The organism is Shewanella sp. 2_MG-2023 (assembly GCF_030548905.1).
GTDB classification, from domain to species: Bacteria; Pseudomonadota; Gammaproteobacteria; order Enterobacterales; family Shewanellaceae; genus Shewanella; species Shewanella electrodiphila.
The window spans coordinates 314,251-328,298 of record NZ_JAUOSO010000001.1; the positions used below are offsets into that span (position 1 = coordinate 314,251).

The following is a 14,048-nucleotide window of genomic DNA, read 5'->3' on the forward strand; positions in this document are numbered from 1 at the left end:
AAGCCTTGAAACAATGCTTCAAGGCTTAATAATTTCTAGTCACAGAGATTTCAATTAATCATTCTTTTTATCACTTAACAGTGACTCTAGCATTAAGCCTAATGTTCTAAATGTACTGATGCGACTGGTTGTTTGACGCCATACTAAGCCAATATCACGGTAAGGTGCCTCACCCGGTGGGTTCATGATATTCAGTTCAGTATCATTCAAAATACCAGCATCAATCGCCATTTGTGGTAAAAATGTGGTGCCTAGTTTACTGTCGACCATCTGCACTAACGTGTGCAAGCTAGTTGCTGCAAATGGGTTGATTTTAGCACTATTACCTAACTGACAAGCCGTGATGGCATGGCCCGTAATGCAATGCTCACTTTGCAATAAGAAAATACTTTCGTCTGGCATTTTCTGGTAATCAATGGGGGTCATAATACCATCAGAAAGCTCTTCATGTACCACCATTTTAAAGGGGTCTATCCCTACTTTCATGCTATGAAAACCAGTTGTATCAACAGGTAAAGCTAAAATTAGTAAGTCCAGCTCACCTTTACCCAATGAATCCAATAAGCTCTCAGTGGTGTCTTCTTTTAATAATAAGCTCAGTTGGGGATAATCTTGCTGGCATTGCTTGACCACTCGACTCAGAAGAAATGGCGCAATCGTCGGAATACAACCCAGTCGGATCTCTCCCGTCATTGGCTCACCTTGATTTTTAACTAACTCAACAAGGTCATCGACATCAGTAAGTAGTTTACGTGCTCTTTCTACCACTTCCTCACCAATGGCAGTGAACATAAATGATTTATGATCCCGCTCTATCAATTGATAACCCAATTGCTCTTCAAGGTTTTGAATGCCACTTGATAAAGTCGATTGACTTACAAAACAAGACTTAGCAGCACGATTGAAGTTTTGTTCTTGATGCAAGTTAACCAGATAAAATAAGTTTTTAAGACTTGGCAGGTTTTTCATTTAATCGATTACCCTATTAAGATTTCATTTAAATAATGAATTAACTCACCTGAAATAACAATCTTCAGTACACGATCAACGACTCATAATGAACATTTACTAAAAAATGTCCAAAAAAAAGTCCCTTACGGGACTTTTAACTCAACAAAAACGATTAAGCTTTTGCTTCAAGAAATTCTTTTAATTGCTGAAGATCAGCACTTGCATGCTTGACAATCTCAGCTAACCAAGCGTTATGCTCAGTTTCCCAGCTTGATTCTTCACCGTGCTGTAAAAGTTGTGCAAATTGTTGAATACGCTTTAAACCTACTGAACCAGCAGCACCTTTAAATTTATGCGCTTCTGCACACAAAGTATCTTTATCATTTACTTCATTGGCTTTTACTAAGCTGCCCACATACTCAGGCATTAATTGCTCAAATAATACGACGCTTTTTAATAAAGTACCTGCACCAATAGCACTACAATATTGCTCTAAAGTATTGAGATCCAAGATAGACTCTAGCTGAACTGTGGCCATTGTGGCACCTCTTTCAAATTCATAACTGTAAAATTGGAATTTATAATACTCGCAATAATTGCCTATGCAACAATTCCACGCTTTTCAAGTCTATTTTTAGATAAAAAACTACAAAAAATTAACAAATATTTAAAATCACCCCATATAAAACACTAAGAAATATGCAATACGGTTACTTTTTAAACTGTTACAGAGGGAACATAATGGCCTTGACCACCATTTTCAGCTAAGTTTTTGACAATTGATACCAGGCCATCCCATCTAAATGCGCACCAATCAGGTGCCAGTAACATCGGTTTCTTAGCATAGGCGGTAACACGATGAAATATTATCTCTTTAGGGGTATTTCTTATCAGTTCACTGGCATAATGGGCGTAATCCTCTTGAGACAGTAACGCCATTCCTTTATGGCGCCACGTTTTGGCCATTACACTACCTTCGACTATATGCAAGGGATGTAATTTGATGCCATCAACACCGGTACTGATAACCTGCTGTAAACTATTCAAATAATCTTGATAATCTTCGCTCGGTAACCCCAAAATTAAATGAGCGCATACTTTTATTCCTCTTTCTCGAGCCCGTTTCACAGTATCTTGATAAGCAGAAAAATCATGGCCACGATTTATCTTTTTCAATGTTTCATCATTAGCAGTCTGTAAACCTAACTCTAACCAAACCTCGATGCCTTTATTTTGATAACTCACCAGTAAATCAAGAATATCATCAGGTACGCAGTCAGGGCGTGTCCCAATATGAAGCCCCACGATGTCTGCATCTTTTATTGCTTCATCATATTTCTGCTTTAAAACCTGATATTCATCATAGGTACTTGTGTAAGCCTGAAAGTAAGCTATATATTTAGAGGTAGAAGCTGGGGCATTAGCAAGCACCGAACGTTGCTTACCTTGAGAAAGCTGATCTGAGATACTGGCTTCTGTTCCCTGCTCATAACTAAAAGATGAAACATTACAAAAAGTACAGCCACCTTTACCTAATGTACCATCCCGATTTGGACAGGTGAATTTAGCATCAATTGTAAGTTTTCTGATCCTGCCACCGTATTGCTTTTTGCACACAGCGCCGAATGTATTTACGTAATCATCTAAACCCACAATGTGTCCTCGAACTCAAAAAAGTGGCAGATAGTAATCGGCTTAGGAGATTAAAACTTGGTGCTATATCAATAAATGGTTAGATAAATTGATTAATTTATCCACAGGTAAAATTCTGGGTTACAAATTTAGATATCCCTGTGTCAATTTTATTATTCTCAAGTGAATTTATATTCAAATTGACCAAATAGTTAATTAACACTGTACTTGAAAATAAATTCACTATTTATAAAACTAAATCAATTAGACCTAAGTGTTAACGAAAAGTAACAAAACTTTTTAGTGACTTTTAAAATTCTTTTTATTCATAAGGTTATACGAACAAAACCACAGTTTACGTTAACGTCAACAAGCTTTTTTTTAACATTTGTAATTGCAATAACAATTCATTTTGTTGAGTAATTTAAGTTTGACCTTTATTCATTATCGGGCTAATTTGGGTGGTTCGGGTGCATATCTATGAGAACTTCTCCGCATTATCCGAGTCGTATTAAGTTAGGTTTAGGGAGTTTTTGTATGAGCTTATATCATCCCAGCTTTGAGCGGGACAATTGTGGTTTCGGTTTAATAGCCCAAATGGATGGCGATGCTAGCCATCGTATTGTCCGTACCGCTATCCACGGATTAGACAGAATGAAACACCGTGGCGGTATTGCATCGGATGGCCGCACAGGTGATGGCTGTGGACTATTAATGTCGATGCCTAAAGATTTTTTTGCAGCCATTGCAACAGAAAACGATTGGCATTTAAGCCGCAAGTTTGCAGTGGGTATGTTGTTTCTAAGTCAAGATCCAGTAAAAGCAGAAACATCAAAAGCAATTTTAGAAAAAGAACTCCAACGTGAAACGCTGAGTGTCGCAGGCTGGCGAAAGGTCCCAGTTAATCCAGACGTACTTGGTGAAATAGGCCGTAAAAGTTTACCGCAAATTTATCAGGTACTGATTAATGCGCCAGTCGGTTGGCGAGAAAAAGATTTAGAACGCCGTCTATATATGGCGAGACGTCGTCTTGAGCAACAAATTGTTGATGACAACGATTTTTACGTTGCCAGCTTATCGGGTCAGGTCATTGTCTATAAAGGCTTAATGATGCCTGCGGACTTGCCTTCGTTTTATACTGACCTCGCTGATATTCGTTTAAAAAGTACTATTTGCTTATTCCATCAACGCTTTTCGACTAACACATCGCCTAAATGGCCTTTAGCACAACCGTTTAGATTTTTAGCTCATAACGGTGAAATTAATACCATTACAGGTAATCGTCAGTGGGCACGCGCTCGTGCATACAAGTTTAATTCACCACTTTTACCTGACTTACAACAGGCAGCCCCTTTTGTAAATGAAACAGGTTCAGATTCATCGTCATTAGATAACATGCTAGAAATGCTGTTATCTGGCGGGATGGATCTCTATCGTGCTATGCGCTTGTTGATCCCACCAGCATGGCAAAGTAATCCAGAAATGGATGACGAGTTGAAAGCATTCTACGACTTTAACTCAATGCATATGGAGCCGTGGGACGGCCCTGCCGGCATTGTAATGAGTAATGGCCGTCATGCAGCCTGTGCTGTCGACCGTAACGGTCTACGCCCTTCTCGTTACGTTATAACCAAGGACAGAATCCTAACACTGGCTTCAGAAGTCGGCATTTGGGATTACTCTGCAGATGAAGTGGTTGAGAAAGGTCGTGTTGGCCCTGGCGAGTTATTAGTTTTAGATACCATGAATGGTCGTCTATATTCGTCATTCGAAATCGATAACGATTTAAAGCGCCGTCATCCTTACAAAGAATGGATGGCTAAGAATAGCCGTACATTAGTTCCAGCCAATCAAATTGAATCAGCTCAGCAAGGTGCAAGTAATTTCTCTGCTGACGTATTACTTCAATACCAAAAACAATTTGGTTACAGCCGTGAAGAACTTGAACAAGTTATTTGGGTACTCGCTAGTAAAGGTGAAGAAGCAACAGGCTCCATGGGTGACGATACCCCAATGGCTGTATTGTCTAAAAAATCCCGTTCACTTTATGACTACTTCCGTCAAAAGTTTGCTCAGGTCACTAACCCGCCGATTGATCCGTTACGTGAAAAACACGTAATGTCATTGACCACTTGTGTTGGTCGAGAGCAAAACCTATTTTGTGAAACTACCGGTGTTGCTTATCGCGTGATGTTCGAGTCGCCAGTGCTTTTATTCAGTGACTTCAACCAATTGCTTGGCTTAGATAGCACTTATTATCGTGCTAACACGGTTGATCTTAACTATGACGCCCATGAAGACTTGCAACAAGCGATTGAGCGCATCACTGATGATGCAGAACGCCTAGCAAGAAGTGGCACAACCCTACTGATTTTATCAGACCGCGCAACCGCTAAAAATGTTCAGGTTATTCCTGCTGCTATGGCTGTAGGTGCGGTGCAGCAACGTCTTGTTGATAAAAGTTTGCGTTGTGATACTAACATTATCGTTGAAACCGCTTCAGCACGTGATCCTCATCATTTTGCTGTTTTACTCGGCTTTGGCGCGACGGCTATTTATCCTTATTTAGCTTACGAGTCAATTTCGGCACTGGCGAAGAAAAACCAAGTAGAAGATGACAGCATCTTGATGCTTAACTTCCGTCAAGGCATTGAAAAAGGCCTGCGTAAGATCATGTCTAAGATGGGCATCAGCACCGTTGGTTCTTACCGTTGTAGCCAACAATTTGAAGCAGTGGGTCTATCGTCAGATGTGATTGAACTTTGCTTTAAAGGTGTTATTAGCCGTATCGAAGGTGCGAGCTTTGAACATCTAGCTGCCGATCAAAAGAAACTTCATACCGCTGCATATCGTGCCCATATGCCATTACCGCAAGGTGGTTTATTGAAGTATGTTGAAGGTGGTGAATATCACAGCTTCAACCCTGATGTAGTCAATACACTACAGCAGAGCCTAAAAGATCAAGACTATCCAAAATACAAAAAATTTGCCGCGTTAGTCGATGACCGACCTATTGCGACATTACGTGATTTAATTGGCGTTAAAGGGACTAACCAAGCCATTGAAGAGTCACAAGTCGAAGTAGCAGAAAACCTATTCCCGCGTTTCGATAGTGCAGCAATGAGTATCGGTGCATTAAGCCCAGAAGCTCATGAAGCACTTGCTGTTGCGATGAACCGTATTGGTGGTCGCTCAAACTCTGGTGAAGGTGGTGAAGATGCCAGTCGCTTTAATAGCGAGCGCAATTCAGCCATTAAACAGATTGCATCAGGCCGCTTTGGTGTTACCGCTCATTACTTAGTTAATGCTGACGTATTGCAAATTAAAGTAGCCCAAGGTGCTAAGCCGGGTGAAGGTGGTCAATTACCAGGTCATAAAGTCAGTGTTGAAATTGCAGGTTTACGTCATGCACGTCCTGGCGTTACTTTGATTTCACCGCCACCGCATCACGATATTTATTCAATTGAAGATTTAGCTCAGCTGATTTTCGATTTGAAACAAATTAACCCTAAAGCGCTCGTGTCGGTGAAACTCGTTTCAGAGCCTGGTGTCGGCACCATTGCTACAGGTGTCGCAAAAGCCTATGCCGATATGATCACCATTTCTGGTTATGACGGTGGTACTGGCGCAAGTCCAGTCACTTCAGTTAAGTATGCTGGTTCTCCATGGGAATTAGGTCTTGCAGAAGTGCATCAATCATTGGTTGAAAATGGCTTGCGTCATAAAATTCGCTTACAGGTTGATGGCGGTTTAAAAACAGGCTTAGACATTGTTAAAGCTGCTTTGTTAGGTGCTGAAAGCTTTGGTTTTGGTACCGTGCCTATGATTGCGTTAGGGTGTAAATATTTACGTATTTGTCACTTAAACAACTGTGCAACCGGTGTAGCCACTCAAGATAAAAACTTACGTGATAAGCATTACCATGGCTTACCTGAGCGAGTGATTACTTACTTTGAGTTTGTAGCACAAGAAGTCCGTGAATGGATGGCAAGCCTTGGTGTGGCTAAATTTGAAGACTTAGTCGGTCGCACTGATTGGCTCTATGCTCTTGAAGGCCAAACAGCCAAACAACTTGGGTTAGATTTAGCGCCTATTTTATATCAGCCTAAAGTAGCGGAAGGCAGCGCAATTACCTGGAAAGAGTTAAATCCACCATCAGATAAAGGTGAACTTAACTTACAAATTGTCACTGACGCTGCTCAAGCAATCCTTGAAGGCAAAGCGTTCAGCAAGCAATACGCAATTAATAACACTAACCGCTCAATCGGTGCTGCGCTTTCTGGTTACATTGCTACCAATATCGGTGTCAAAGGTGCTAAAGAGCCAATTTCGCTACAGTTCAACGGTAGTGCAGGTCAAAGCTTTGGTGTGTGGAACAGCCCAGGTCTTGAGATGAATCTGGTTGGCGATGCGAACGATTACGTCGGTAAAGGCATGTCTGGCGGTAAGATTGTTATCAATCCACCTGTCGGTAGCCCTTTCCAAAGTGAACAAAGTGCCATTATGGGTAATACCTGTTTATACGGTGCAACGGGTGGACGCGTATATGCTGCAGGTCAAGCCGGTGAACGTTTTGGTGTACGTAACTCTGGTGCTATCGCTGTTGTTGAAGGTGTGGGTGATAACGGTTGTGAATACATGACCGGCGGTATTGTTGTTGTACTTGGCCAAACAGGTGTGAACTTTGGCGCAGGTATGACTGGTGGCTTTGCTTACATTTTTGACAGATTTAATCACTTTAGTCGCCGCGTAAATACGGAACTTGTTGATACGCAAAAATTAGAATCAAAAATTCAGCAACAGCATCTTAAAGAGCTGATTGAAGCACATGTTGAAGCCACTGGCAGTGAACATGCCAAGATGATCCTAAGTGATTTTGAAAACTGGTTAGACTGTTTTGTATTAGTTAAGCCTAAGAATATTGCCGTTGCCGACTTGCTTAAAATTGAGCAAAAAAGCCCGGAATTAGCTGTGAAGGCGGGGTAATTTAAATGAGTAATGATTTTCAATTTATCGAGGTGGATCGTAAAGATCCGACTAAGCACTCGGCCAAAGAGCGTTCGACACAGTTTATCGAAATTTATCAGCCTTTCTCTCAGCCACAAGTGGCAGAGCAAGCAGACCGCTGTTTAGATTGTGGTAACCCTTATTGTGAGTGGAAATGCCCACTGCACAATTATATTCCAAATTGGCTAAAACTTGCAGAGCAGGGTCGTATTCTTGAAGCTGCTGATTTAGTTCATGAGACAAATACGCTACCAGAAATTTGTGGCCGTGTTTGTCCACAAGACCGTCTTTGTGAAGGTGCTTGTACCCTCAATGACGACTTTGGCGCAGTTACTATTGGAAATGTTGAAAAATACATTACTGATACCGCTATTAGCCAAGGATGGCGACCAGACATGAGCACGGTAACTCCTCGTAAAGAGCGCGTTGCGATTATTGGTGCGGGTCCAGCTGGTTTAGGTTGTGCGGATATTCTTAGCCGAAATGGTGTTAAAGCCGTGATTTATGATAAGTACCCACAGATTGGTGGTTTACTGACATACGGTATTCCTTCATTCAAGCTTGATAAAGACGTTATGCAAACCAGACGTAATGTCCTCGAAGGAATGGGAATTGAATTTAAAATGGGTGTCACTGTTGGTAAAGACATCCCATTTAAAACCCTGCTTGATGAATACGATGCCGTGTTCTTAGGTATGGGAACATACACAGCAATGAAAGCGCGTCTGCCCGGTGAAGACAGTCAAGGTGTCATTCAAGCATTACCATATTTGATTGGTAATACCCATGAATTGATGGGCACACAATGTCCAGACAACCCATATTTAAGCCTTGAAGGCAAAAATGTAGTGGTATTGGGTGGTGGTGATACTGCGATGGATTGTGTGCGTACAGCAGTCAGACAAGGCGCTAAAAATGTCACTTGTGCATACCGTCGTGATGAAGCCAACATGCCAGGTTCTCGCCGTGAAGTGCAAAATGCACGCGAAGAAGGGGTTAACTTCTTATTTAATCGCCAACCTGTAGCGATTAAAGAACAAGATGGTGTTGTAACTGGGATTGAATGCGTTGAAACCCAAATGGGTGAAGCGGATGAGTCTGGCCGTAAAAAAGCTGAAGTCATTCCAGGAAGTGAGCAAATTCTTGAAGCTGATGCCATCATCATTGCGTTTGGTTTCCAAGCAAGCCCAGCTGCTTGGTTCAATGATTTTGGCATTGAAACCAACGAATGGGGTTTAGTAAAAGCCAGTAAGTTTGATGACAATCCATTTCAAACGACAAACCCGAAAGTGTTTGCTGGTGGTGATATGGTGCGCGGTTCAGACCTTGTTGTTACCGCTATTGCTGAAGGCCGTGATGCAGCACAAGGGATTTTAAACTCTTTTGAAGATGCCTAACTTTAGCTGAATAGGTTTAGGCAATTAAATAAGTCAAAAAAGCGCATTGAAAAATGCGCTTTTTTTATCGATAAAATTTATATCGCTCCCAGTTCTACTTTCCCCATCTATGCTATATTAGCCGCCATATTTGCCGCTAAGTGTCTGTTTGCCAGCTAGGCGTTATTCAAACAGCTCTACTTCGCTATATTAATGCCAATAATTAACTAATTGGCTTACAAAAATGAGAATCAGTTTATGAAAATCGCTATCATCGGTGCAATGGAACCTGAAGTTGCTCACTTAATTGAAACAATGACTAACCCTGTACATTCAACCGTTGCAGGTATTGAATTTGTTGAAGGTCAATTATCAGGTCAAGATGTTGTAGTGACACGTTCTGGGATTGGTAAAGTCGCTGCAAGTATTGCAACAACGCTAGTTATCAATAACTTCAATGTTAACGCTGTTATCAATACTGGCTCAGCTGGCGGATTTGTTGATAGCTTAAGTATCGGTGACATTGTGATTTCATCAGAAGTACGTCACCACGATGTCGACGTTACCGCTTTTGGTTACGAAATCGGTCAAATGGCTTCTCAGCCAGCTGCTTTCATCCCTGATGCAAAACTAGTTGAAGCTGCAAAAGCTGCGATTTCATCTTTAGGCGAAGCACAGGTGATTGAAGGATTAATTGCTACTGGTGATAGCTTCATTTGCGATCCTGAGCGTACAAAAATCATGTTGAACAACTTCCCTACAATGGCGGCCTGTGAAATGGAAGCGGCTGCAATTGCGCAAGTATGTCACCAGTTTGAGGTTCCTTTTGTGGTTATCCGATCGCTTTCAGATAATGCCAACAATGACTCTGCAGTCGACTTTGATACTTACATTGTTAAAGCAGGTCACTATTCTGCACTCATGGTCATTGCGTTATTAAAACAGCTATAATCCGGTTATCGGCTGATTAAACGCATTACTTTGCTCAAAACAAAATGCACAGTGCAGTAAAAACAATGGGATGGTCACACTAAATTGATTGATAGCACCTTTTACGAAGAGTTAATTCGAATAGATGGCAACTTACTACAAAGTTGCTTGGTGCTATTTATGGCGTTATTTATTTCACGAGTTGCGCCTATTTCTAGGAAGTATCATCCGGTTGTTTTGTTTCATCAGTTGGCTAATTTACTTAGCCAAAAAGTCAATCATCCACAACGTAGCCCTAAGCAGCAAGTAACAGCAGGTCTGCTGGCAAGTATGTTGTTAGTGGTACCAATCTGGTTTACGATTTATTTTATACTTTCCTTAGCTGCTTACCCTTGGTTTTTCGATTGTATTCTGTTGTATTTCTGCATCAGCGACGCTGGATTTAAACCCGTGGCGAAAGATGTCATTAGCGCACTTGAACATGGTCAAAAGGCCACTGCTAAAGCAGACTTAGCGCCTTGGTTTGCGCAACAAACCCGTTCGTTATCAGAAATCGGTATTGCAAAAGCCACCATAGAAAGACTACTTATTTCGCCAAGCTATGGCACCGTCGCCACTATATTATTTTATGCCATTGGTGGCACACCACTAGTATTGTTACTTCACCTCATTAAACAACTTGAGCATTGCTGGCCAAACTATGTCCCTCAGTACCGATTTTTTAGCGCAGCAATATATCTTTTCAACCGAATTATTTATGCTGTGCCAACGATGTTATGGAACCTCACTTTAGTGCTTCAAGGCGGTTTTAAAAATATCTCGTCACTAATAAACCAGCCTAGTCATACTGGCGGTATATACGGTTATTCAAGTTTATATATCGGCAGTAGAATTTTAGAAGTTGAATTAGGCGGCCCGCAAAAGTTTGTCTTCAACCAACAAGAGCAGCGGGTTGATGTAAGTAAAATCAACCCTTCAAGAATGCCAGAGGTCAGTGATATCAAAAATGCTATTAGCTTAACCTCATGGGCGGTCACTTTTTGGATTTCCTTTACCATCGCCATTCCTATGTTATGGACTGGATTAAGATGGGTACAAGCAATGTGATTTTATTTATAAAAGCGTTATTATATTTAGCTAAATGATTTATCCCGTTCCATTTGAGGCAAAACGTCTTGTTAGATAACATCCAAATATCGTTAACAACCCCCGGTTTATTATTCCCTGCCATTTCATTATTGTTACTGGCCTACACCAACCGTTTTTTTTCGTTAGCGGCGTTAATTAGAAACTTAAGTGCTTCGGGAAAACCAGTCGATAACGAACAAATTAAAAATCTCAGACAACGAATTAGCATCATAAGAAGGATGCAAGAAGCGGGTGTTGTCAGCTTTGCTATCTGTGTCATAAGCATGATATTTATCTATTTAGGCTTTTTCCATACAGGCTCGATTGTTTTCGGTCTCAGCTTACTCTTTTTACTGTATTCACTTATTTTATCGGTTATAGAAATTAGAATATCTGTCGATGCGCTCAACATTCATATCAAAGAATTAAGCTGCCAGCAGCATTGTAAAAATACACTTAACGAGAGCAAGTCACATACCCAAGAGCCATCTGATGATTAATTTTGAATGGATTTACTTTTTTGACCTTTGCGGTACTGCTGTATTTGCGCTTTCGGGCGCCATCGCTGCAGGGAAACACCGCATGGACCCATTTGGTGTCATCGTGCTTGCTTCGGTTACCGCTATTGGCGGCGGCAGTATTCGTGATGCCCTTACTGGCGCGACACCGGTATTTTGGATAAGTGATCCTAATTACGTTATCGTAATTCTAGCGACCGTGTTGGCTTGTTTTATATTGGTCAGAAAACCGCACAAATTACCCCAATTAACTCTCCCCATTGCGGATGCTTTTGGTCTAGCATTATTCACAGTCATCGGAGCAGAAAAAGCGTTAATGATGGGGTTATCTGGTATGTCAGCTGTTATTATGGGACTGATTACGGGTGTTGGAGGCGGTATTATTCGTGATTTACTTTGCCGCCAAGTTCCTATGGTGTTGCGTACAGAAATTTATGCAACAGCCTCAATCGTTGGTGGTATTTGTTATACCTTAAGTATTGAAGTAGGAATGGATAAGACCAGTGCCTTATTCTTTGCTATGTTCAGTACCTTAATTATTCGCCTAAGTGCAATACGTTGGCATTTGTCGTTGCCTGCATTTGATTTAAAAAGTAAGAGGCCCTAAGTGCGAATTGTTGGTTTGTTATGTGGTATTTTTTGTGGTTTATATAGCTTAACCAGTCATGCTGTTGTGGGTGAAATGCCTAAAGAGCAACAAATGGCAGTCCGGTATATGCAAGCGCTTACCGATCATGATTATCGTGCGCTTAGAAGCTTTTACAACCGTGATAGTGTTTTTTATGATAAAACCGCCAATGTCACCTATAAAGGTGGCAGGCATATTATTGATTTTTTCGAGCGGGCCCATGAAGGTGTACTCGAATACAAGTTCAATATTGAGCACATGTTTAACACAGGTTCATTAGTGGTGATGATTGGTAACTATCATCTTCGCGGGCCTGGTGAGCAATTTGGTAAACCGGGTAAAATTATTGAAATCGCCATACCAGGTGTAACCACTCTAAAATTTGATATGAATACCGACAGAATGACTGAACAAGTCGATTTAATGGATTACCAAACCATGTCGGATCAACTGCAAACTCAATAAATAGACCTAAGACTTGTCAGCACTATTCGACAAGCCTCCCAAAAGAAGCAATAAGTAATAAGCAGTACCCAAACAAAAAAACGACTCAAATGAGTCGTTTTTATTTAACCGCAATCAATGTTTAATGATGCGATTTAAACCAAACTGATTTAAACCAAAGTGATCTTAGCAAACTTACGTTTACCCACTTGGAAGATAGCCGTTAAACCCGCTTCAAACACTTGACGCGTATCAGCTAGTTTTTCACCATCCATCTTCACAGCGCCTTGCTTAACCATACGCATGCCATCTGAAGTTGAGCCCACTAAACCTGAACTTTTAAGCAAGTTAGCAATCGCTATACCTTCTTCACCAGCTGCAATGTCCATTTCTTCAATATCATCAGGCATCGCCCCTTTCTGGAAACGATTAATGAATTCTTGATGAGCTGCTTCAGCTTGTTCTTGGTCATGGAATCTTGCGATGATTTCTTTAGCCAGGGCAATTTTCACATCACGCGGGTTTTGGCCGTTAGCAATGTCTTCTTTAAATTGGGCAATTTCAGCTAATGGACGGAATGAAAGCAACTCGAAGTAGCTCCACATTAGGTCATCTGAAATAGACATGATTTTACCGAACATTTCGTTAGCTGGCTCACTCACACCAATATAGTTATGAGCTGACTTAGACATCTTCTTAACGCCATCTAAGCCGACTAATAAAGGCATCATGATCACTGTTTGCGGCTTTTGACCTTCAGCTTTTTGTAACTCACGGCCCATTAGCAAATTGAACTTTTGATCCGTTCCACCTAACTCTACATCGGCTTTCAATGCTACTGAATCATAGCCTTGTAACAGTGGGTACATGAATTCGTGAATGGCAATCGCCTGCCCTGATGCATAACGCTTTTTAAAATCATCACGCTCCATCATACGAGCAACAGTTTGCTTTGAACCTAAACGGATCATCCCAGCTGCACCTAATGGCTCTAACCAACTTGAGTTAAATTCGATGCGCGTTTTAGCGGGGTCTAGAATTTTAAAAACCTGCTCTTTATAGGTTTCAGCGTTAGCAAGTACATCTTCGCGTGTTAACGGTGGACGAGTGCTATTTTTACCACTTGGATCGCCGACCATACCAGTGAAGTCGCCAATCAAGAAAATCACTTCGTGACCGAGCTCTTGAAACGCACGCAGCTTATTTAAAATGACCGTATGGCCTAAATGAATATCTGGAGCGGTTGGATCTGCACCTAGTTTGATTCTTAAAGGACGTCCCTCTTTAAGTTTTTCTAGCAGATCTGACTCGAGTAATATCTCGTCGGTACCACGTTTAATTTCTGCTAACACTTGGTCTAAATCAGCCATTTCGGCACCTACTCCTGCAGCTTTGATAAAAAAATAAGAGGCCTATATTACTTGTTAGCCACGC

General features: G+C 41.2%; 10 protein-coding genes and 1 pseudogene. 7 read left to right on the forward strand and 4 right to left on the reverse strand.

The annotated features are described in order from the left end of the window. Positions 1-54: 54 nt before the first annotated feature. From oxyR to Q4600_RS01335, 3 genes are all read right to left on the reverse strand, one after another. Complete coding sequence (gene oxyR / locus Q4600_RS01325) at positions 55-969, reverse strand: hydrogen peroxide-inducible genes transcriptional activator OxyR (RefSeq protein WP_102529711.1); 915 nt, start codon at positions 967-969, stop codon at positions 55-57. A 154-nt stretch (positions 970-1,123) separates the two neighbouring features. Further along, positions 1,124-1,489 carry an Hpt domain-containing protein gene (locus tag Q4600_RS01330; RefSeq protein WP_102529712.1) on the reverse strand — a complete coding sequence of 122 codons (366 nt, stop codon included), beginning with the start codon at positions 1,487-1,489 and terminating at the stop codon, positions 1,124-1,126. Positions 1,490-1,668: 179 nt separating this feature from the next. Then, on the reverse strand, positions 1,669-2,604 hold the full coding sequence (locus tag Q4600_RS01335; RefSeq protein ID WP_229367785.1) for a TIGR01212 family radical SAM protein: 936 nt from the start codon (positions 2,602-2,604) through the stop codon (positions 1,669-1,671). 516 nt (positions 2,605-3,120) lie between these two features. Here Q4600_RS01335 and gltB point away from each other — a divergent pair. From gltB to Q4600_RS01370, 7 genes and pseudogenes are all read left to right on the forward strand, one after another. Continuing rightward, positions 3,121-7,569, forward strand: coding sequence for a glutamate synthase large subunit (gene gltB, locus Q4600_RS01340; RefSeq protein ID WP_303512956.1), 4,449 nt, complete (start codon positions 3,121-3,123; stop codon positions 7,567-7,569). A gap of 5 nt (positions 7,570-7,574) precedes the next feature. Beyond that, positions 7,575-8,987, forward strand: coding sequence for an FAD-dependent oxidoreductase (locus Q4600_RS01345; protein WP_303512459.1), 1,413 nt, complete (start codon positions 7,575-7,577; stop codon positions 8,985-8,987). 237 nt (positions 8,988-9,224) lie between these two features. Beyond that, positions 9,225-9,917 (forward strand): 5'-methylthioadenosine/adenosylhomocysteine nucleosidase, encoded by a 693-nt coding sequence (locus Q4600_RS01350; RefSeq protein ID WP_102529716.1) that lies wholly within the window; start codon positions 9,225-9,227, stop codon positions 9,915-9,917. 84 nt (positions 9,918-10,001) lie between these two features. Continuing rightward, positions 10,002-11,003: a cobalamin biosynthesis protein gene (locus Q4600_RS01355; protein ID WP_133146666.1), complete on the forward strand. Its 1,002-nt coding sequence runs from the start codon at positions 10,002-10,004 to the stop codon at positions 11,001-11,003. An 80-nt stretch (positions 11,004-11,083) separates the two neighbouring features. Then, a pseudogene (locus Q4600_RS01360) lies at positions 11,084-11,455 on the forward strand (DUF2721 domain-containing protein); the annotation flags it as partial. Between the two features lie 61 nt (positions 11,456-11,516). After that, the gene (locus Q4600_RS01365; RefSeq protein WP_198589622.1) at positions 11,517-12,149 is read left to right on the forward strand and encodes a trimeric intracellular cation channel family protein; all 633 of its coding nucleotides are present in this window, start codon (positions 11,517-11,519) and stop codon (positions 12,147-12,149) included. A 75-nt stretch (positions 12,150-12,224) separates the two neighbouring features. Next, positions 12,225-12,635, forward strand: a complete 411-nt coding sequence (locus Q4600_RS01370) for a nuclear transport factor 2 family protein (protein ID WP_102529791.1) — start codon at positions 12,225-12,227, stop codon at positions 12,633-12,635. Positions 12,636-12,784: 149 nt separating this feature from the next. Here the strand turns inward: Q4600_RS01370 and tyrS are convergent, their stop codons facing one another. Continuing rightward, positions 12,785-13,984 carry a tyrosine--tRNA ligase gene (tyrS, locus tag Q4600_RS01375; RefSeq protein WP_303512452.1) on the reverse strand — a complete coding sequence of 400 codons (1,200 nt, stop codon included), beginning with the start codon at positions 13,982-13,984 and terminating at the stop codon, positions 12,785-12,787. Positions 13,985-14,048: the final 64 nt, after the last annotated feature.